The organism is Amycolatopsis methanolica 239 (assembly GCF_000739085.1).
In the GTDB taxonomy this organism is placed as follows: domain Bacteria; phylum Actinomycetota; class Actinomycetes; order Mycobacteriales; family Pseudonocardiaceae; genus Amycolatopsis_E; species Amycolatopsis_E methanolica.
The window spans coordinates 6570913-6589395 of the sequence record NZ_CP009110.1; the positions used below are offsets into that span (position 1 = coordinate 6570913).

At 72.5% G+C, this 18483-nt stretch carries 22 protein-coding genes and 2 pseudogenes; 10 read left to right on the forward strand and 14 right to left on the reverse strand.

The window, feature by feature from the left end:
* Window positions 1-26: 26 nt before the first annotated feature.
* Window positions 27-848, forward strand: a complete 822-nt coding sequence (locus AMETH_RS32110; RefSeq protein ID WP_017985286.1) for an IclR family transcriptional regulator domain-containing protein — start codon at window positions 27-29, stop codon at window positions 846-848.
* Window positions 849-851: 3 nt separating this feature from the next.
* Here AMETH_RS32110 and AMETH_RS32115 read toward each other — a convergent pair whose 3' ends face one another.
* The gene (locus AMETH_RS32115) at window positions 852-1817 is read right to left on the reverse strand and encodes a zinc-dependent alcohol dehydrogenase (RefSeq protein WP_017985287.1); all 966 of its coding nucleotides are present in this window, start codon (window positions 1815-1817) and stop codon (window positions 852-854) included.
* Window positions 1818-2114: 297 nt separating this feature from the next.
* Between AMETH_RS32115 and AMETH_RS32120 the strand changes: the two genes are divergently transcribed.
* Window positions 2115-3068, forward strand: a complete 954-nt coding sequence (locus AMETH_RS32120) for an o-succinylbenzoate synthase (RefSeq protein ID WP_038532558.1) — start codon at window positions 2115-2117, stop codon at window positions 3066-3068.
* A gap of 83 nt (window positions 3069-3151) precedes the next feature.
* Here AMETH_RS32120 and AMETH_RS41820 read toward each other — a convergent pair whose 3' ends face one another.
* From AMETH_RS41820 to AMETH_RS41830, 3 genes are read right to left on the reverse strand one after another with little or no spacing between them, the layout of a single operon-like run.
* Window positions 3152-3733, reverse strand: a complete 582-nt coding sequence (locus tag AMETH_RS41820; protein ID WP_323806996.1) for a xanthine dehydrogenase family protein molybdopterin-binding subunit — start codon at window positions 3731-3733, stop codon at window positions 3152-3154.
* Window positions 3637-4242 (reverse strand): molybdopterin cofactor-binding domain-containing protein, encoded by a 606-nt coding sequence (locus AMETH_RS41825; RefSeq protein ID WP_026153561.1) that lies wholly within the window; start codon window positions 4240-4242, stop codon window positions 3637-3639. The genes AMETH_RS41820 and AMETH_RS41825 overlap by 97 nt, the downstream gene beginning before the upstream one ends.
* Complete coding sequence (locus tag AMETH_RS41830) at window positions 4155-4517, reverse strand: molybdopterin cofactor-binding domain-containing protein (protein WP_323806997.1); 363 nt, start codon at window positions 4515-4517, stop codon at window positions 4155-4157. Before AMETH_RS41830 ends, AMETH_RS41825 begins: the two co-directional genes overlap by 88 nt.
* 93 nt (window positions 4518-4610) lie before the next feature.
* Between AMETH_RS41830 and AMETH_RS41835 the strand changes: the two are divergent.
* Window positions 4611-4793, forward strand: a pseudogene (locus AMETH_RS41835) (molybdopterin cofactor-binding domain-containing protein); the annotation flags it as partial.
* A 109-nt stretch (window positions 4794-4902) separates the two neighbouring features.
* Here the strand turns inward: AMETH_RS41835 and AMETH_RS32130 are convergent.
* A pseudogene (locus tag AMETH_RS32130) lies at window positions 4903-5604 on the reverse strand (hypothetical protein); the annotation flags it as partial.
* Here AMETH_RS32130 and AMETH_RS32135 point away from each other — a divergent pair.
* On the forward strand, window positions 5603-5803 hold the full coding sequence (locus AMETH_RS32135) for a PspC domain-containing protein (protein ID WP_017985289.1): 201 nt from the start codon (window positions 5603-5605) through the stop codon (window positions 5801-5803). The pseudogene AMETH_RS32130 and the gene AMETH_RS32135 overlap by 2 nt on opposite strands.
* Window positions 5804-5859: 56 nt before the next feature.
* On the opposite strand, the gene groL is transcribed toward AMETH_RS32135, so the two are convergent.
* The 4 genes from groL to AMETH_RS32155 form a co-directional block, all read right to left on the reverse strand.
* On the reverse strand, window positions 5860-7491 hold the full coding sequence (gene groL, locus AMETH_RS32140) for a chaperonin GroEL (RefSeq protein WP_017985290.1): 1632 nt from the start codon (window positions 7489-7491) through the stop codon (window positions 5860-5862).
* A 216-nt stretch (window positions 7492-7707) separates the two neighbouring features.
* Window positions 7708-9390 (reverse strand): serine/threonine-protein kinase, encoded by a 1683-nt coding sequence (locus AMETH_RS32145; protein ID WP_085929382.1) that lies wholly within the window; start codon window positions 9388-9390, stop codon window positions 7708-7710.
* Between the two features lie 23 nt (window positions 9391-9413).
* Window positions 9414-9620 (reverse strand): cold-shock protein, encoded by a 207-nt coding sequence (locus AMETH_RS32150; protein ID WP_017985292.1) that lies wholly within the window; start codon window positions 9618-9620, stop codon window positions 9414-9416.
* Window positions 9621-9714: 94 nt separating this feature from the next.
* Complete coding sequence (locus AMETH_RS32155) at window positions 9715-10302, reverse strand: AIM24 family protein (RefSeq protein WP_017985293.1); 588 nt, start codon at window positions 10300-10302, stop codon at window positions 9715-9717.
* Window positions 10303-10372: 70 nt separating this feature from the next.
* Here AMETH_RS32155 and moeA point away from each other — a divergent pair, with 70 nt between their 5' ends.
* Window positions 10373-11596, forward strand: coding sequence for a molybdopterin molybdotransferase MoeA (moeA, locus tag AMETH_RS32160; protein ID WP_026153563.1), 1224 nt, complete (start codon window positions 10373-10375; stop codon window positions 11594-11596).
* 63 nt (window positions 11597-11659) lie between these two features.
* Here moeA and AMETH_RS32165 read toward each other — a convergent pair whose 3' ends face one another.
* On the reverse strand, window positions 11660-11869 hold the full coding sequence (locus AMETH_RS32165; RefSeq protein WP_038532560.1) for a hypothetical protein: 210 nt from the start codon (window positions 11867-11869) through the stop codon (window positions 11660-11662).
* Between the two features lie 215 nt (window positions 11870-12084).
* Between AMETH_RS32165 and AMETH_RS32170 the strand changes: the two genes are divergently transcribed.
* Complete coding sequence (locus AMETH_RS32170) at window positions 12085-12804, forward strand: phosphatidylserine decarboxylase (protein WP_017985295.1); 720 nt, start codon at window positions 12085-12087, stop codon at window positions 12802-12804.
* 2 nt (window positions 12805-12806) lie between these two features.
* A complete protein-coding gene (pssA, locus tag AMETH_RS32175; RefSeq protein ID WP_017985296.1) occupies window positions 12807-13760 on the forward strand; it encodes a CDP-diacylglycerol--serine O-phosphatidyltransferase in 954 nt (317 codons plus the stop codon).
* A gap of 90 nt (window positions 13761-13850) precedes the next feature.
* Here pssA and AMETH_RS32180 read toward each other — a convergent pair whose 3' ends face one another.
* Both AMETH_RS32180 and AMETH_RS41090 read right to left on the reverse strand, forming a co-directional pair.
* Entirely contained in the window at window positions 13851-14264 is a 414-nt protein-coding gene (locus tag AMETH_RS32180) for a TetR/AcrR family transcriptional regulator C-terminal domain-containing protein (RefSeq protein WP_017985297.1), read from the reverse strand.
* Window positions 14234-14578, reverse strand: a complete 345-nt coding sequence (locus AMETH_RS41090; protein ID WP_017985298.1) for a TetR family transcriptional regulator — start codon at window positions 14576-14578, stop codon at window positions 14234-14236. The genes AMETH_RS32180 and AMETH_RS41090 overlap by 31 nt, the downstream gene beginning before the upstream one ends.
* 232 nt (window positions 14579-14810) lie before the next feature.
* Here AMETH_RS41090 and AMETH_RS41095 point away from each other — a divergent pair, with 232 nt between their 5' ends.
* Window positions 14811-14957, forward strand: a complete 147-nt coding sequence (locus AMETH_RS41095; RefSeq protein WP_017985299.1) for a nitroreductase family protein — start codon at window positions 14811-14813, stop codon at window positions 14955-14957.
* On the opposite strand, the gene AMETH_RS41840 is transcribed toward AMETH_RS41095, so the two are convergent.
* Together AMETH_RS41840 and AMETH_RS41100 are read right to left on the reverse strand one after the other, a co-directional pair.
* Window positions 14950-15072, reverse strand: coding sequence for a hypothetical protein (locus AMETH_RS41840; protein ID WP_017985300.1), 123 nt, complete (start codon window positions 15070-15072; stop codon window positions 14950-14952). The two genes, AMETH_RS41095 and AMETH_RS41840, sit on opposite strands and share 8 nt — an antisense overlap.
* A 252-nt stretch (window positions 15073-15324) precedes the next feature.
* Window positions 15325-15684 carry an alcohol dehydrogenase catalytic domain-containing protein gene (locus tag AMETH_RS41100; RefSeq protein ID WP_017985302.1) on the reverse strand — a complete coding sequence of 120 codons (360 nt, stop codon included), beginning with the start codon at window positions 15682-15684 and terminating at the stop codon, window positions 15325-15327.
* Window positions 15685-15707: 23 nt separating this feature from the next.
* On the opposite strand from AMETH_RS41100, the gene AMETH_RS32195 reads away from it, so the two are divergent.
* Both AMETH_RS32195 and AMETH_RS32200 read left to right on the forward strand, forming a co-directional pair.
* Window positions 15708-16208, forward strand: a complete 501-nt coding sequence (locus tag AMETH_RS32195) for a TetR/AcrR family transcriptional regulator (RefSeq protein ID WP_017985303.1) — start codon at window positions 15708-15710, stop codon at window positions 16206-16208.
* A gap of 4 nt (window positions 16209-16212) precedes the next feature.
* Window positions 16213-18438, forward strand: a complete 2226-nt coding sequence (locus tag AMETH_RS32200) for an AAA family ATPase (protein WP_017985304.1) — start codon at window positions 16213-16215, stop codon at window positions 18436-18438.
* Window positions 18439-18483: the final 45 nt, after the last annotated feature.

Genomic DNA, 18483 nt, shown 5'->3' on the forward strand with positions numbered 1-18483 from the left:
TACCCGCGTCCGGGCGGGCGTGAAACATGCGGACGTACGATGAGAACAAGCCGATCGGGTGGCAGTCGGAGGGTTCGATGACGAGCACGACGGCCGGCGAAGGCCCTGGCCACGGCCCGCATTTCGTGCAGGCCGTCGGTCGCGCGTTCGCGATCCTGCGGTGTTTCGGGGCAGACCACCCGGCGCTGACGGCGAGCGCGGCGGCCAAGCGGACGGGACTGGACCGGGCGACCGCGCGGCGGTTGCTGCTCACCCTCGCCGACCTCGGGTACGTGCGTTACGACGGCCAGGCGTTCCGGCTCACGGCGCAGACCCTGGACCTGGGGTACTCCTACCTGTCCGGGCTCGCCCTGCCCGAGATCGCGCAGCCGCACCTGCACGATCTGGCGCACAGGCTGAACGAGACGGCTTCGCTGGCCCTGCTCGACCGGGGCGACGTGGTGAACCTGGCCGTCGTGCCCGGCCAGCGGCACGCTCCGCCGACCCTCGCCGTCGGCGCACGGCGGCCCGCCCACGTCACCTCCAGCGGGCAGGTGCTGCTCGCCGCGCTGCCCGAAGACGAGCTCACGCGGCGGCTCGACGCGCTGCCCGACATCGCCGGGCTGCCGAAGGAGATCGAGCAGGTCCGGGAACGCGGGTGGGCCATGGCCGAACACGACGTCGACGACGACCTGCGTGCGATCGCCGCGCCGGTGCGGCACCGGCGCGGCCGGGTGCTCGCCGCGGTGACCGCCTCGGTGCACCCGGACCGGCTCGGGCACGGCCTGGTCGAGCGGGACTACGTGCCCGAGCTGCTGCGCACGGCCTGGTCGATCGAGGCGGATCTGGCGAACCTGCCCGAGGGGTGAGCGTCAGTCGAAGCTGATCCAGGACTTGCCCGCGACCGACTGCACCGACGCGAACGCCTGCGCGGCCTCTTCCAGCGGGAACCGCGCCTGCAGCACCTTGCCCGGCCGGACCTCGTCGCGGTTGAGCAGGTCGACGGTCGTCTCGAAGTCGACCGGGTGGTCGTAGATGAGCGAGCCCTTGAGGGTGTGCTGGCGGTAGACCAGGTCGGCGGTGGTCAGCTCCAGCGGGCGCGAGTTGATGCCGACGAGCAGGGCGGTGCCGCCGCGGCGCAGGCGTTCCAGGCCGGCGCGCAGGGCCTGCGGGACCCCGGAGGTTTCGAAGAGGAGGTCGAACTCGCCGTCGACGCCGGTCTCGGCGCCGAACGACTGGGCCAGTTCGGCCCGCCCCTCGTGTGGTTCCTGGACCGCGACCGTCGCGCCGAGCGCCCGCAGCGCCAGGCACAGCAACAGGCCCTGCGAGCCGGCGCCGACCACGAGGACCCGCTGCCCAGGCTCGACGCCGGACCGGCGGATCGCCGACCGCGCGACGGTCAGCGCCTCCGTGCAGACGAGGTCCTCCAGAGCGACCGTCGCCGCCACGGGCCAGGCGAACTCGGCCGGGACGGCCACGTACTCGGCCAGCAGACCGGGGTGGTTCATGCCGACGATCACCCGCTCGGTGCAGGCGGAGGTGAAACCGGCGGCGCACGCCGCGCACCGGCCGCAGCAGTAGTTCGGCTCGATCGCGACCTGCTGCCCGACCACGCGGTCCGCAACGTCCGCCCCGACGGCCACGATCTCGCCGACGCCCTCGTGCCCCATCAGCCACGGCCGCTCGGGCACCTCGCGGGCGCCGCGGTAGACGCCGAGGTCCGACCCGCACAGGCCGAGACCCCGCATGCGCACGAGCACCTCACGCGGCCCGATCTCGGGTTCCGGCAGGTCGACGAGCCGCATCTCCTCGGGCTCGGCCAGCACTACGGCCTTCATTCGCCACCTCCACATGTCCGCACCTCGCATGCTAACCGCTAATTAACCAGTTAGTCCATTAGTCGAGGTTGGGTTAGGCGCGTTGGGCGGTTCGGGCCGGTGGGACGCGCGCCGATGAGCCTGGCCTGCACGGCAGGTTGCGGCGGGGGCAGACACGGGACGCCGATCGGGGATGACCGCGATTGCGGACTGGACAGCACCGGGCGCTTGTATTGGGTGACACGGAGGGGTGGGTGCTGGGCGCGTCGCCACTGGCCCACGGCGCCTGCGCGGGTTCGTGCGGCCCAGCGTGCGAGGATGCTTGCTGTGGATGAGCGCCTGGTCTACGCGATCCCCCTGCGGAACCGGTTCCGTGGGATCACCGTGCGCGAAGGGGTGCTCCTGCGCGGCCCCGCGGGCTGGGGGGAGTTCTGCCCGTTCGCGGACTACGACGACCGCGAAAGTGCGCCCTGGCTCGCGGCCGCGGTGGAGGCCTCCCAGCTGGGGTGGCCGGCTCCGGTGCGGGATCGGGTCGAGGTGAACACCACCGTGCCCGTCGTGGGGGCCGAGGCCGCCTACGAGATGGTCGCCGCATCGGGGTGCCGGACCGCCAAGGTCAAGGTCGCCGATCCGCGGGCATCCATTGTGGACGACTGCGAGCGGGTGGCGGCCGTCCGGGACGCGCTCGGGCCTAGCGGGGCCATCCGGGTCGACGCGAACACCGCCTGGGACGTCGACACCGCGGTCAAGGCGATCCGCGAGCTGGATCGTGCCGCGGGTGGGCTCGAGTACGTCGAACAGCCGTGCCCGTCGATCGACGAGCTGGCCGCTGTGCGGCGGAAGGTGGATGTGCGCGTCGCGGCGGACGAGTCGATCCGGCGGGCCGAGGATCCGCTCCGGGTGGCGGTCGCGAACGCGGCCGACGTCGCCGTGATCAAGGTCGCGCCCCTCGGCGGTGTCCGCCGGGCGCTGGAGGTCGCCGAGGCGGCCGGGCTGCCGTGCGTGGTGTCGTCGGCCGTCGAGACCAGCGTCGGACTGGCGGCGGGCCTCGCGCTCGCCGGGGCACTGCCCGAGCTGGCGTTCGCCTGCGGCCTGGGCACGATGTCCCTGCTCACCGACGACACGACCAGCCACCCACTGTCCCCTGTGGACGGTTACCTGCCGGTCCTGCGGCAGGCGCCGGAACCGGACCGGGCAGCCGAAACCGCCGCGGACGAGGTCACCGCGAAGGCTTGGCTCGATCGACTCCGTCGGGTCGAGGGCCAGCAGTAGACACGGCGGAATCGCGGCTCCGCGGTGCCGCGGCGTGGGGCGAGCCAAGCAACGCCCACACGCTGCGCCTGACAACCGGTGGGCTAAGCCACTGCCTCGTCTGCGTCCGCGGACGCGGCCGACGAGCGCACGGGCAGCGTTTCGAACGCCGCAGGCGGCTCCCGCCAGGTCACCGACTCTCCGGACCGCACGGCGCGCCACACACGCTGCGGTGTCAGCGGCATGTCGACGTGCCGCACGCCGAGGTGGGCCAGCGCGTCGATCACCGCGTTCTGCACCGCCGGCGTTGAACCCACCGTCGCCGACTCGCCGATTCCCTTGGCGCCCAACGGGTTCCGGTCGGTGAGCGTCTCCGTGTTGCTGACCTCCAGCGCCGGCACGTCGGCGGCCGTGGGGAGGTGGTAGTCGGCGAAGGTGGCCGTCACCGGGTTGCCCTCCTCGTCGTAGGAGACCTGCTCCCACAACGCCTGCGCGATCCCCTGCACCGCGCCGCCGTGCTGCTGCCCGCGCACGATCATCGGGTTCAGCACGCGCCCGCAGTCGTCCACGGCGATGTGCCGCAACGGTTTCACGAAACCTGTCTCGACGTCCACCTCGACCACCGACACGTGCGCCCCGAACGGGAACGTCGCCCCGCCCGGCTTGAAGTCCGTCGTCTCCAGCAGTGGGCGGCCCTCCGCCGCGGCGACCTCGGCCAGCCGATCGTCGCCCGCGGGACCCCCGCCACGCCGAGCCGCCCGTCGGTCAGCACGATGTCGTCCACGCCCGCCTCCAGGCGCGACGCGGCCAGCTCGCGAGCGCGCTCCAGCACCAGGTCCGCCGCCTGCCGCACCACACTGCCGCCCACCTGCAGCGATCGCGAACCGCCCGTGCCGGCGCCGCGCGGCACCGCGGCCGTGTCCGACTGCACGAACTCGACCGACTCCAGCGGGATCCCCAGCGAGTCGGCCACCAGCATCGCGAACGACGTCGCGTGGCCCTGCCCGTGCCCGGACGTGCCAACCTTGATCGCCGCCGTTCCGTCCGCCCGGACCTCCACCGACGCGAACTCGCCGCTGCCGCCACCGGTGATCTCGACGTACGTGCTCACCCCGATCCCCAGCAGCCGCGACTCGCCGGCCGCGATGCGCCGCCGCTGCTCGGCCCGCAGCTCGTCGTAACCCGCGACCTCCAAGGCCTTCCGCAGCGGCAGGTCGTAGTCGCCGCTGTCGTAGCTCGCGCCGCTGAACGTCGTGTACGGGACTCCTCCGGGCGCAGGAAGTTGCGCCGACGGATCTCCGCCGGATCCACGCCCAGCTCCGCCGCGGCCAGGTCCATCAGCCGCTCCAGCATCGCCGTCGCCTCCGGGCGGCCCGCGCCGCGGAACGCCCCGGCCGGCGCAGTGTTGGTCAGCGCCGCTATCGCCGCGTAGCTGATCTTCGGGATTCGGTACACGCCCTGGGCCATCATCCTGGTCGGACCGAGCGCCAGCCCGCCGCCGAACCCGCGGCGGCGAAGCTGTACGGCTACGACGGCGACCGGATCCGTGTGGTGGCGCCGCACGTGGGTGGCGCGTTCGGTGGGACGGTCGGGGTCACGGCCGAGCACGCGGTGGTGATCGAGTCGGCGCGGCGGTTCGGGCGGTCGGCGAAGTGGACGGAGACGCGGTCGGAGAACCTGCAGGCCTCGCCCCAGGGGCGGGCGCAGGTGCAGTACGGCGAGCTGGGGCTGCGGCACGACGGGACGATCGTCGGCCTGCGGTGCCGGGTGGTCGGCGATGCGGGCGCGTACGCGCGGCCCGGAATCCGTGCGGCATCTGGGTCGACACGTAGACCGTCAGGTCGAACTCGCCGTCACCGGGCAGGGCGACGATCGCGTTGCCCTCCATCGGCGCCACCGCCAGACGCTGGTTCTCGATCCGCGCGCGCACCACCACCTCGGCGCCGTCGAGCACCTCGTCGCCCACGGCGTCCCGCTCACCGGCCGCGATGTCCGAGCCGATTTCCGGGAACTGCAGCGGCGCGCCGTCGTCCAGCGCCTGCTCGGGGTCCACCACGACGGACAGCGGCTCGTAGTCCACATCGACCAGTTCGAGCGCGTCCACCGCGGCCGCCACGCTTTCCGCGACCACAGCGGCCACCGGCTCCCCAGCGAAGCGCACCCGGTCGGTGGCCAGCGCGTACCGCTTCGCCCGCGGGTTGAGGTCCATGAACACCGGCAACTCGGCCAGGTCGAAGTCCGCGGCGGTGAGCACCGCGATCACCCCCGGCGCGGCGGCAGCCTCCGCGGTGTCGATGCCGTTGACCAGCGCGTGCGCGAACGGCGACCGGACAAAGGCGACATGGCAGACACCCTCGAACTTCAGGTTGTCGACGAAGGTTCCACGACCACGCACCAGATCCGGGTCCTCGCCCCGCCGGACCTCGGTGCCGAGCAAAGATCCCGCCATGTGACCGACCCTAACCGCCCCGGAGCACCCTGGCACAGAGGTTTCCGGGTGCGCTCGGGGTTCGTCCCCGATGCGCTCAGCACCCACCGCGGCCGACGATGGGGACATGACGAACACAGCGACCACCACGAAGCTCCGCCGCAGCTCCACCGACAAGATGATCGCCGGCGTCGCCGGTGGCTGGGCCCGGCTGATCGGCGTCGACGCGGCCATCATCCGCATCGTCCTCGTCGCCGCGACCCTGCTCGGGTTCGGCGCGCCGATCCTGCTCTACGCGATCTGCTGGATGCTCATGCCGCAGGAGTAACGCAGCAAAAAGCCCGGATGCGCTGTGCGCACCCGGGCTTTCGCCGGACTAGTTGATCAGAAGTCCATGCCGCCCATGCCACCGGTCGGGTCGCCACCCGGAGCGGCAGCAGCCTTCTCCGGCTTGTCGGCGACGACGGCCTCGGTGGTCAGGAACAGGCCCGCGATCGAAGCCGCGTTCTGCAGCGCCGAACGGGTCACCTTGGCGGGGTCGATGACGCCGGCCGCGACCAGGTCCTCGTAGTCGCCGGTCGCCGCGTTCAGGCCGTGGCCCTCCGGCAGACCCTTGACCTTCTCCGCCACGACGCCGCCCTCGAGACCGCTGTTGACCGCGATCTGCTTGAGCGGAGCCTCGACGGCGACCTTGACGATGTTCGCACCGGTCGCCTCGTCACCCGAGAGGCGCAGGCCCTCGAAGGCAGCCTTGGACGCCTGCAGCAGGGCCACGCCACCACCGGCGACGATGCCCTCCTCGACGGCGGCCTTCGCGTTGCGAACGGCGTCCTCGATGCGGTGCTTGCGCTCCTTGAGCTCGACCTCGGTGGCGGCACCGGCCTTGATGACGGCCACGCCGCCGGCCAGCTTGGCCAGCCGCTCCTGCAGCTTCTCGCGGTCGTAGTCGGAGTCCGACTTCTCGATCTCGGCGCGGATCTGGTTCACGCGGCCCTGGATCTGGTCCGCGTCGCCGGCACCCTCGACGATGGTCGTCTCGTCCTTGGTGATGACGGCCTTGCGGGCCTTGCCCAGCAGGTTCAGGTCCGCGTTCTCCAGCTTGAGGCCCACGTCCTCGGAGATGACCTGGCCGCCGGTCAGGATCGCGATGTCCTGCAGGATGGCCTTGCGGCGGTCACCGAAGCCCGGAGCCTTGACGGCGACGGACTTGAAGGTGCCACGGATCTTGTTGACGACCAGGGTGGCCAGGGCCTCGCCCTCGACGTCCTCGGCGATGATCAGCAGCGGCTTGCCCGACTGCATGACCTTCTCCAGGACCGGCAGCAGGTCCTTGACGTTCGAGACCTTCGAGCCGAACAGGAGGATGTACGGGTCCTCCAGGACGGCTTCCTGGCGCTCGGCGTCGGTGACGAAGTAGCCCGAGATGTAGCCCTTGTCGAAGCGCATACCCTCGGTGAGCTCGAGCTCGAGGCCGAAGGTGTTCGACTCCTCGACGGTGACGACGCCTTCCTTGCCGACCTTGTCCAGCGCCTCGGCGATCAGCTCGCCGATGGTGCGGTCCGCGGCCGAGATCGAGGCGGTGGCAGCGATCTGCTCCTTGGTCTCGACCTCCTTGGCGGCCTTGTGCAGCTGCTCGACGACGGCCTCGACCGCCTGCTCGATGCCACGCTTGAGGGCGATCGGGTCGGCACCGGCGGCCACGTTGCGCAGACCTTCGCGCACGAGCGCCTGGGCCAGCACGGTGGCGGTGGTGGTGCCGTCACCGGCTACGTCGTCGGTCTTCTTGGCGACTTCCTTGACGAGCTCGGCCCCGATCTTCTCCCACGGGTCCTCGAGCTCGATCTCCTTGGCGATGGAGACACCGTCGTTGGTGATCGTCGGCGCGCCCCACTTCTTTTCGAGCACGACGTTGCGGCCACGGGGGCCAAGCGTCACCTTGACGGCGTCGGCCAGGGTGTTGAGTCCGCGCTCAAGCCCGCGGCGGGCGTCCTCGTCGAACGCGATCAGTTTGGCCATTGGGGTGTTGTCCTCCGGTAGTGGTCGCTGCCATGACCTGCTTCAGGACTGGCAGCAGGACACTTAGCTCGGCCAGGCTCGGTGCCCGCGACGGACGACCTGCTCGGTGTTCCGAGCCGGCCTCACCGTCCCGACCATTTGGTGCGTTGGCACTCGACGCCGCCGAGTGCCAACGCCTGTTTAGCACTCTCCGGGGGCGAGTGCAAGAACCGCACGTCAGGGGCTCGGTTTGATGGAGATCGTCGCGGGCGGCGGGCCGCCGCCGGTGGACGGGCCGGTCGCGCCGCCGGTGGGACCGACGGGGATGTTGGGCGCGGTGGTCGGCGCGGGCGCGGAGCCGCCGCCGCGATTCACCAGAACGAGGGTCACGACGACCGCCGCGACGACGACGAGCCCGGCCAGGCCCGCCCACAGCCACTTGAGGCCGCCACCCTTCTTCGGCGGCTGCTGCCCGTAGCCGTAGGGCTGTTGCTGGGGCCAGCCCGGGTTCCACGGCTGGCCCTGCGGGGCGTTCGGGTGGAACTGCATGCCGGGGTGGCCGTACGGGCTCCCGGGCGACTGGTGGCCCGGAGGGCCGTAGGGGCCCGGCTGGCCGGGGTGGCCCGGTTGAGCGGCGCCGGGCCGGCCGGGGCGCCCCTGCTGATCGCCGTGGCCCTGCGGGCCGCCGGGACCGGGCTGGTGTCCTTGGCCGTGCGGGCCGGGGTGACCGCCGCTCTGGACCGCGCCTGGCTGCCCGCCGGCCTGACCGACGCCCGGGGCACCAGCGCCCGGCTGGCCACCCGGACCGAGCTGCCCTGACTGGCCGACGCCCGGCGGCCCGCCGGCCTGGCCGACGCCGGGGGCACCAGCGCCTGGCTGACCGGCACCCGGGCCAGCGGCGCCCGGCTGCCCGTTGCCCGGGGCACCAGCGCCCAGTTGCCCGGCGCCCGGCTGCCCGGAACCCTGCCCGGCGCCGTGCGGGCCAGGGTGGCCGCCCGGCTGTCCCGGCGGGTACGGCTGCATGCCGGCCTCCCGTGTCACGACCTGGGGCGGCCCCGGCGGCGTCGTCGAGGCGGCGGCCGGGCCGAGGGCCTTGCGCGCCGCCGTGATCAGCTCGACGCAGTTGTCGTAGCGGTCCGCCGGGGCCTTGGCCATGCCCTTGCGCACGACCTCGTCGACGGCGGAGGGCAGCCCGACCACGCCCGACACCGCGGGCGGTTCGACGGCCAGGTGTCCCTTGATCACCGTCGGCACGTCGCCGCTGAACGGGGGCTGCCCGGTGAGGCACGCGTACAGCACGCACGCCAGCGCGTACTGGTCGGTGCGCCCGTCCAGCGGCTCCCCGCGCAGGTGTTCCGGCGCGGCGTAGGTCGGCGACCCGAGGAAGTCGCCGCCACGGGTGCGGTGACCGGTCGCGCCACGCCGGGTCAGCCCGAAGTCTGCGACGTAGACGTGCTCGCGCGCCGACTCCCGGCTGGTGACCAGCACGTTGGCCGGTTTGACGTCGAGGTGGACCAGGCCGCGGTCGTGCAGGCAGTCCAGCGCGTCCGCGACCTGGTCCAGCAACCGCAGCGTGCGGTCGGGGGAGATCGGTCCGTCCGCGATGAGACTCGCCAGATCCGCCCCGTCGACGAGGCGCATGGCGATGTAGAGCATCCCGTCGAGCTCACCGAAGTCGTACAACGGCACGACGTTCGCGTGATCCACGGCGGAGGTGTTGCGCGCCTCGTCCACGAACCGTTCGCGGAACTCGGCATCGGCACCGAGGTGCTCGCCGATCACCTTCAAAGCCACCTTGCGGCCGAGCCGCACGTCGGTGGCCTTGTACATGACGCTCATGCCACCCTTGCCGAGCACTCCGTCTATGCGGTAGTTGCCCAGCCGGCGACCGGTGAGGTCCCCCGACACATCGCCTGTCACACGGGGCAGCCTAGCCGGAGCTCCTAGGACACCTTGCGGACGTCCGCTGCCTGTGTCCGGCCGTCCCGGCCGGCCTCGATCTGGAACTCGACTTGATCCCCCTCGTCCAAAGTGCGGAATCCGTCCGACTGGATGGCCGAGTAATGCACGAACACATCAGGCCCCTCGGGGGACGCGATGAACCCGTAGCCTTTTTCGGAATTGAACCACTTGACCGTGCCAACAGCCACGGTTTCCTCCTTGCGAAAACCACCGGGAGCCGTGCCCGCCCGGCTCCCGAAGTGGAAGTCACGGTACCGGAGAAACGCGAAGGATCAATAAGATTCAGCGAGATTTACGCGCTTGCACCAATAACGTGCCCGGTCCCGCGAAGTCGATCATGAGTCCTTCGCCCGTCCGGATGGACTGTTGCCCCGAAGGATCCAGCGCCCGCAGGCGGCACTGGACGCTGTCCGGGTAGGCCAGCAGGTGCCCCGGCCGCACGGAGATCAGCTCCCCCGCCGCGAGCTGGAACTGGTCCACCGGCCCGGCGCACGCGAGCACGAGCGGGCCGGTGCCGCTGTAGTGCTCCAGGAACCCGTGTTCGGCGCCGAACATCGCCTGCAAGCCCGGCCACGAGTCGGCGCGCACCGAGGCCGGGCGGGCAAGCACGGCCTGCCGCGCCACGCACCAGCCGGTGCGGCCGTCGAACTCCAGCGGGTAGACGTCGCCGGCCCCGGCGGGCGCGAGGTCGAGCCAGCCGCCTTCCTTGGGCGCGGTGAACACCGACGGCGACTTGCGGCCGCCGGCCACCTCGGTGAGTCCGAAGCTGCTCGCGAACATCGACTCGCCCCGCGCCTGCACAGCTTCGCCGGGACCCAGGATCACTCGGGCGACGCCGAACGCTGGCGTGTGCCGGGTGCGGACCTGCATGCCTCCCCCTCCAGATCAACGAGCGGGGGGAAGTGTTGCACGGCCACCCCGGCGAGGCAGGATGGTCCGCGTGATTTCCGTCGACACCTACCGCGCCGCCGTCACCGAGCTGCTCGGCACCGCCGCGGCGACCGCGCTCCCGCTGGCCGAGTGCCCCGGGCTGGTGCTGGCCGAGGACGTCCCCGCGGGCGTCTCGCTGCCGCCGTTCGACAACTCGGCCATGGACGGCTACGCGGTGCGCGCGGTCGACGTCGCGTCCGCCACCGCCGCGACCCCGGTCGAACTGCCCGTCGCCGAGGACATCCCGGCCGGGCGCACCGACGTGCCGCCGCTGCTGCCGGGCACCGCGCACCGCATCATGACCGGCGCGCCGATGCCGCCGGGCGCGGACGCGGTGGTGAAGGTCGAGGACACCGACGGCGGCACCGAGAAGGTGTCGATCCGGGAACCGGCCGCGGTCGGCACGCACCTCCGCCGCACGGGCGAGGACGTCACCGCGGGCACGGTCGCGCTGCACGCCGGCACCGTCCTCGGGCCGGCGCAGCTCGGGCTGGCCGCCGCGGTCGGCCTGGACCGGCTGACCGTGCACGCGCCGCTGCGGGTGCTCGTGGTGTCGACCGGTTCGGAGCTGGTGACCCAGCCCCAGGAGCTGCGGCACGGGCAGATCTACGAGTCGAACAGCATCATGCTGGCCGCCGCGATCCGTGCGCTGGGCTGCCGGGTCGAGGTGGTGCGCAGCGTGGTCGACGACGTCGAGGAGTTCCGGTCGGCCATCGAGCCGCGGCTGGCGGACGCCGACCTGGTGGTGACCTCCGGCGGGGTCAGCGCGGGCGCCTACGAGGTGGTGAAGGACTCGCTGACCGGCGCGGGCGTCGAGTTCGTCAAGGTGGCGATGCAGCCGGGCGGCCCGCAGGGCAACGGCCGGTGGCACGGGGTGCCGGTGGTGACCCTGCCCGGCAATCCGGTGAGCGTGCTGGTGTCGTTCGAGGTGTTCCTGCGGCCGGCGATCCTGACCGCGCTCGGCCACCGGCAGGTGGACCGGCTGCGGGTGCGGGCGCGGCTCACCGAGTCACTGCGCTCGCCCGCCGGCCGGCGTCAGTTCCGCCGTGGGTTCTACTCGCACCACGACGGCGAGGTGACCGGCGAGGTCGGCCCGCGCGGCGGCCCCGGCTCGCACCTGCTCGCCGCGTTCGCGCAGGCCAACTGCCTGATCGAGCTGCCGGAGGACGTGGTGGACGCGCCCGAGGGCAGCGAGGTGGACGTGCTCGTCCTGCCGACTGGTACCTCAGTGTGACTTCTTGTAACAGTTGGCCTACGAATGGTTACTGATTCGTTTGCGGAGGCTAAAATTCAGCCCCTACGGCACCAGCCCGTCGCGCCGGGCCGCTGGGCCGTCGGGGGGTTCAGCGGCCCGGCGCGACGAATCGAGAGCTCGCGCGCAACGCACCAGCGCCACCGCGGTTTCAGTGGACACCAGCCGGGGTAACGGAACGCTGCCGATGTCCGCGCGCCATGCCTGGAACAGCTCGGAAAGGCGCTCTTCGCGGATGCGCTCCGGGGCCGACATGACGGTTCCTCTCTGCTGTTACTACGGTCTGCATCGGCCGTCGCCACGAATCGTTAGCAACACCCGCCCCGCAAGGGGGCCCGTTCGGCGGGACGCGGAACGGGCCACGCGGACCTGGCGGTAGCGTGGATACCCGGATCGGCGAATCGGCACGCCTCGCCTGGCGTCACGGACCGGTCACACCTTGGACACGAACCAATCGGGACACCGCTTCGATGAGCAGCACTGCGCCGGACAAGGCGAGCAATCCGATCACCCATGCCCTGAACCTCGCGCGCGAGACGTTGCCGCCCATGCACCCGGCCGGGCGACCGTTCGTCGCCGGCGGGGTCGCGGCCACGCTGCTGCTGCGGCGGGCCTGGAAGCCGCTGGGCGCCGTCGGCGCGCTGGCGACCCTGGCGACCGCCGCCTTCTTCCGCGAGCCCAAGCGCGTGCCGCCGGAGCGGGACGACCTCGTCCTCGCCGCGGCGGACGGCATCGTCTCGCTGATCGAGGAGGCCACCCCGCCCGCGGAGCTGGGCCTGCCGGCCGAACCGCGGATGCGGGTCAGCGTGTTCCTGTCGGTCTTCGACGTGCACGTGCAGCGCGTGCCCGCCACCGGGGTGGTGGAGCGCGTCGCCTACCGGCCGGGCAAGTTCCTCTCCGCCGACCTGGACAAGGCCAGCGACGACAACGAGCGCAACTCGGTGCTGCTGCGCACCGAGGCCGGGCACGAGCTGGTGGTCGTGCAGATCGCCGGGCTGGTCGCGCGCCGGATCCTGTGCCAGGTGGCCGACGGCGAGAAGGTCAGGGCCGGGGACACCTACGGCCTGATCCGGTTCGGTTCGCGGGTGGACATCTACCTGCCGCCGGGCAGCGAGGTGCTGGTGCGCAAGGGCCAGCGGACGATCGGCGGCGAGACGCCCCTGGCTTCGCTGCCGGAGCGAGGAGCCTGATCATGGTCCGGGTGATGACACCGTCGGTGCGGCTGCTGCCCAACGCGATCACGGTCCTCGCGCTGTGCGCGGGCCTGTCCGCCGCCCAGTTCGCGCTCAACCGGCAGTTCGTGCTGGCGATCGGTGCGATCGGCGTCGCGGCCGTCCTGGACAGCCTGGACGGCCGCATCGCCCGGCTGCTCGACGCGACGTCCAAGATGGGCGCCGAGCTGGACTCGCTGTCCGACGCCATCTCCTTCGGTGTCTCCCCGGCGCTCGTGCTCTACATCTGGTTCGGCGACACCTCGGGCATCGGCTGGATCGTGTCGCTGACCTTCGCCGTGTGCATCGTGCTGCGGCTGGCCCGCTTCAACACGCTCCTGGACGTGGAGAAGCCGCCGTACGCGAAGGAGTTCTTCGTCGGCGTGCCCGCGCCCGCGGGCGGCCTGTGCGCTCTGATGCCGGTGATCCTGACGCTGGAGTTCGGCGAGGGCTGGTGGTCGTCGGCGCCGGTCGTCTACGTGTGGACGGTGGCGATCGCGCTGCTGCTGATCAGCAGGCTGCCGACGCTGTCGCTGAAGTCGGTCAAGGTGCCGGCGAAGGCCGCCGCGCCGCTGCTGGTCGGGGTCGGCCTCGCGGCGGCGGCGATCATCCAGTACCCGCTGATCGCGCTGGCCGCCGCGCTGCTGCTGTACCTGGCGCACATCCCCTACGCCGTGCGGCGCTACCAGTGGCTGGCCAACCACCCCGAGGCGTGGGGCGTGCCGCTGCGCGAGCGCCGGGCGATCCGGCGCAGCACGAGCCGCCTGCGCCTGCGTCGGCCGCGGATCCGGGTCGCGGGCAACCAGCGGCTCGGCGTGCGCCGGACGACGGACCATGTGGTGCGCGGGGTGCGCACGTACCCGGCGGCGGAGAGCCAGGACCGCTCCCGGCGCCGCAGCTGGCGCCGCATCGGCCTCCGCCAGCGCAACCGCTAGGAAATGGTCACGAGTCGCTTTGCGTGGCGGTGCGGATAGCGGAACCCGCGGTGGTGCAAGCTGCGTATGTGGCACAAGCGGCTCCGCCGCTTAAGAACCTGATTGACCCAGGCCCCGGACGAACAGGTCGAGCTGGTAGCGGAAGTCCTGCACGCAGTCGGTCCCGGCCAGGGCGGGCATCACCCGGTGCAGGTTCGGGTGCCGCTGCGGTGTGACGGTGCGGCGGAACCACTCGACGGCCGGCTCCTCGCGTTCGGCGGCGAGCCCGCCCGCGCCGACCAGCACCGCGCCGAACACCATCCCGATCAGCGACCGGTAGCCGCGCGCCGCGTGGTGGTCGTCGAGCCCGGCGTCCAGCAACGTGCCGAGGATCGCGTCCATCAACCGGACCGCGCCCTCGGACAGCGGGTTGGCCTGCTCGGCGGTGAGGGCGCGGACGACGGCCGGATGGCGGTTGAGCGTCTCGAACGCGTTCAGCCCGGGGCGCGCAGCCGCTCGTCCCACGGCAGCCCCGGGTCCGGTAGCTCGACCTGCTCGAAGACCCGCGCCGCGATGCCGTCCAGCAGGTCCTGCTTGTTCGCCACGTGGTTGTAGAGCGACATCGCCTCCACGCCGAGCTCGGCCGCGAGCTTCCGCATCGACAGGCCGGTCGAGCAGGAGGTGATCACCGAATGCCTGCGCATCGCGATGCAGGCGCCCTCGCAGGCAACCGGCTGGACTCGATCCGCTGGCTCGTGGTCCGGGACCCGGAGCTGAAGGCCCGCGTCGCCGGACCGGTCCGCGCGGTCGGTGAAGCCGCACAGCGCCAGTACGGCCACCTGGTCGCGCCCCGCTCGCTCGCCTCGGCGAAGTTCCTCCTGGACAACATCCACCGCGTGCCGGCACTCGTGCTCACCTGCCTTGCCGGGCGGCCGGACGGCGGCAACGCCGAGCCGACCGGGTTCTACGGGTCGATCTACCCGGCGGTCTGGAGCTTCCAGCTCGCGCTGCGCCCGCGGCCTGGGCAGCACGATCACCGGCTACCACCTGTTCGGCCACGAGCAGGAGGTCGTGCGCCTCCTCGGCATCCCCGAGGGCTTCACGCAGGTCACGTTGCTGCCGGTCGCCTACACGAAGCGGAAGGACTTCCAGCCCGCCGCGCGACCACCGGTCGAGGAGATCACCTACCTCGACCGGTGGGGCGCCCGCGTCAGCTGAGTTCCAGAACGGCCTTGCCGCGCAGCTGGCGGCCGAGCAGCGCCGCGGTCACCTCGGCGTGCCGGAACCAGTCGCCGCGCCAGGTGATCCCGGCGTCGAGGCGCCCCGCGGCCACCTCGGCGGCGAGCCAGGTGAGGTCTTCGGCGAAGTCCGCCCTCGGGTCGGCGAGCAGGAAGAACGTGCTGATCGACCGGTCGTGGCGGCCCTCGGTGGCGAGGAACGCCCCGGAGGGGAAGACCGCGTCCGTTCCCGCGGAACGCCCGACGCTGACCAGCTGCCCACCGGCGTGCAGCTGGCCGAAGGCCGCGACGATCTGCTCGCCCTCGATGTTTGATCACCTCGTGCGCCCCGAGCGCTTCGAGCACGCTCAACTGAGCCCGAACCGCCGCAGCACGTGCAGCGCGGTCAGCCCGGCCACCGGGATCGTGCTGATCGCACCGCCGTCCGCCTCCTCCGGCACGGTGCCGATCGCGGTGGTCCGCACGGCCCGCAGTTCGGCCCAGGCGCCGGTCATGCCCTGCGTGATCACGCGCGTTCCGGCGGCAGGCCCGGAACCGTCGGCGGCGGCTCGCACCACGACGCCCGTCGCGTCCCAGCCCGGCATTCTCCCCTCGGGCAGCTGGCCTGCGTTCACCATGAAGGCCTCGCCGTAGTTGAGCGAGACGGCCTCGACCCGCACGAGGGCCTCGTCCGGCGCGGGCACTGGATCGGGCGCCTCGGCCAGCACCAGGCGGGACCACGACCGAGCAGTTGCTCCCGCTGCGGGAACGCAAGAAGCTGCGCACGCGCCAGGCGCTGGCCGAGACCGCCGTCGCCATGTTCACCGAGCGCGGCTTCGACGCGATCACGCTCGACGAGCTGGTCGACGCGGTCGAGGTCTCCCAGCGGACCTTCTTCCGCAACTTATCGTCCAAAGAGGACGTCGCGCTCACCGCGATCAAGCAGCTGTGGGAGACCTATCTGGGTGTGCTCGCCGAGCAGCCGAGGTCCGGGCCGCTGCCCGGCGTGCTGACCGAGGGGTGCGCGGCGCTGCACGCGCACTCGCTGCGGTACTGCGCCGAGGTCAAGTCCGAGATCGTCCGCGTCCTCGGCGGCCGTCCCGATCTCCAGCTGCGGCTGCTGGTCGAGGTCGTGATCGGGACGTGGAACTGCGCGCTGGCCGAGTGGAGCCCGTCCGGTGAGCGGGACCTGCTGCCGGTCCTCGTAAACCGCGCGTTCGACACCCTTCCGGCCGCGCTCGCCCTAGAGTGAGGGCGTGAGCGCGCCCCAGATCACGTTGACCATCCGGCACACGCCGTCCGCACTCGACACCCGGCGCGGCATCGTCCGCCTGCACCCGGAGGTCCTCGACGCGCTCGGCCTGCGCGCCTGGGACGCCGTGCACCTGACCGGCGCCCGGGTGAGCGCCGCGCTCGCCGCGCCGGGCGACGCGTCCGGGACGCCCGGGTTCGTCTTCGCCGACGACGTGACCCTGTCGAACCTCGGCGTCACCGAGGGCTCGGAGGTCGTGGTCGCGCCGGCGGACGTCACGCAGGCCCGCTCGGTCACCGTCGCCGGGTCGCGGCTGGCCAGCGCGTCGGTGTCGCCGAACACGCTCCGGCTCGCGCTCACCGGGAAGGTCCTGACGGTCGGCGACGCGGTGTCCCTCCTCCCGCAGGACCTCGCGCCGGCTCCGGGATCGGACGTGACAACCGTGCGCGGACAGTTGTCCCGCGCGATCGGCGCCGGCTGGACCACCGAACTGCTCACGGTCACGGCGACCGAGCCCGGCGGGCCGGTCGTGATCTGCCCGTCCACGGTAGTCAGCTGGCGGGACGGCGCCCAGTCGAGTGCACAGTCGAGCGCACCGGCGACGGCGGCCCCGGCCGCCGCCCCACGGGCGGAACCCCAGGTGACCGCCGAGCCCGAGGAGCCCGCCCCGCCGGTCAGCGACCTGTGCGGCGCGCACGACCAGGCCCGCACCCTGGTCGAGTGGGTCGACCTGACGTTCCGGCGTCCCGACCTGCTGGCCCGGCTGGGCACCTCGGCCCGGCTCGGGGTGCTGCTGTCCGGCGCGGAGGGCGTGGGCAAGGCGACGCTCGTCCGGTCGGTCGCCGCAGCCGAGGATTTACGGCTGGTCACGCTGGCCGCGCCGTCGATCGCCGTGCTGGAGCCGAACGCGATCGCCACCCGGCTGCGTGAGGCGATCGATCAGGCCGCCGCGGGCGGTCCGGCGGTGCTGCTGATCACCGACATCGACACGTTGCTGCCCGCCACCCAGCCGCCGCCCGTCGCGACCGTGGTGCTCGATGAGCTGCGGGGCGCGCTGACCCGGCCGGACCTCGCGGTGGTCGCCACCACCGCCCGCCCCGAGGCGTGCGACCCGCGGCTGCGCGCGGCCGACCTGCTCGACCGCGAACTCGCCATCCCGCAGCCGGACGCCCGGATCCGCACCGAGCTGCTGCGCGTGCTGCTGCGCGACGTGCCGCTGGAATCCACTGTGGACCTCGGCGGGGTCGCCGACCGGACACCGGGTTTCGTCGCCGCGGACCTGCTGGCGCTGCGCCGGGACGCCGCGGTGCGGGCCGCGCTGCGGCAGCGAGACGTCGAGGAGCCGCGCATCTCGCAGCAGGACCTGCTGGACGCCCTGCAGTCCGTGCGGCCGATCTCGATGTCCACTTCGGACAGCCTGGCGACCGGCGGGCTGACACTGGAGGACGTCGGCGACATGACCGACGTCAAGCAGTCGCTGACGGAGGCGGTCCTGTGGCCGCTGCGGTACCCGGACTCGTTCGCGCGGCTGGGGATCGCGCCGCCGCGCGGGGTGCTGCTGTACGGGCCGCCCGGTGGCGGCAAGACGTTCCTGGTGCGCGCACTCGCGGGCACCGGCGCCCTGAACGTGTTCGCGGTCAAGGGCGCCGAGCTGCTGGACAAGTGGGTCGGCGAGTCGGAGCGCGCGGTGCGGGAGCTGTTCCGCAAGGCCGCCGACGCCTCGCCGTCGCTGGTGTTCCTGGACGAGATCGACGCGCTCGCGCCGCGCCGCGGCCAGTCCGGTGACTCCGGGGTGTCGGACCGGGTGGTCGCCGCGCTGCTCACCGAGCTGGACGGGGTCGAGCCGATGCGGGACGTGGTCGTGCTCGGCGCGACCAACCGGCCCGAGCTGGTCGACCCGGCCCTGCTGCGCCCCGGGCGGCTGGAGCGGCTGGTGTACGTGCCGCCGCCGGACGCGCAGGCGCGGGCCGACATCCTCCGCGCCACCGCCAGGCACACGCCGTTGGCGTCCGATGTGGACCTGGACGCGGTGGCGGCCGAGCTGGACGGCTACTCGGCGGCGGACTGTGCGGCGCTGATCCGGGAGGCCGCGCTCACCGCGATGCGCGAGTCGCTGGAGGCCGCCGAGGTGACGGCGGCGCACCTGGACACGGCGCGCAAGACCGTGCGGCCCTCGCTGGACCCGGCACAGCTGGCCGCGCTGGAGGCCTACGCGAAGAACCGGGCCTGACACGCGGAAGGGCGGCCGGGAGTGCCGGCCGCCCTTCCGAATGCC

What these genes read in the sequence shown, in the direction of transcription:
- AMETH_RS32110 (WP_017985286.1), top strand. Translation starts at nt 27, where the DNA reads ATGCGGACGTACGATGAGAACAAGCCGATCGGGTGGCAGTCGGAGGGT.
- AMETH_RS32115 (WP_017985287.1), bottom strand. Translation starts at nt 1,817, where the DNA reads ATGAAGGCCGTAGTGCTGGCCGAGCCCGAGGAGATGCGGCTCGTCGAC.
- AMETH_RS32120 (WP_038532558.1), top strand. Translation starts at nt 2,115, where the DNA reads ATGCTTGCTGTGGATGAGCGCCTGGTCTACGCGATCCCCCTGCGGAAC.
- AMETH_RS41830 (WP_323806997.1), bottom strand. Translation starts at nt 4,517, where the DNA reads ATGATGGCCCAGGGCGTGTACCGAATCCCGAAGATCAGCTACGCGGCG.
- AMETH_RS32135 (WP_017985289.1), top strand. Translation starts at nt 5,603, where the DNA reads ATGACGAACACAGCGACCACCACGAAGCTCCGCCGCAGCTCCACCGAC.
- groL (WP_017985290.1), bottom strand. Translation starts at nt 7,491, where the DNA reads ATGGCCAAACTGATCGCGTTCGACGAGGACGCCCGCCGCGGGCTTGAG.
- AMETH_RS32155 (WP_017985293.1), bottom strand. Translation starts at nt 10,302, where the DNA reads ATGCAGGTCCGCACCCGGCACACGCCAGCGTTCGGCGTCGCCCGAGTG.
- AMETH_RS32165 (WP_038532560.1), bottom strand. Translation starts at nt 11,869, where the DNA reads ATGTCGGCCCCGGAGCGCATCCGCGAAGAGCGCCTTTCCGAGCTGTTC.
- AMETH_RS32170 (WP_017985295.1), top strand. Translation starts at nt 12,085, where the DNA reads ATGAGCAGCACTGCGCCGGACAAGGCGAGCAATCCGATCACCCATGCC.
- pssA (WP_017985296.1), top strand. Translation starts at nt 12,807, where the DNA reads ATGGTCCGGGTGATGACACCGTCGGTGCGGCTGCTGCCCAACGCGATC.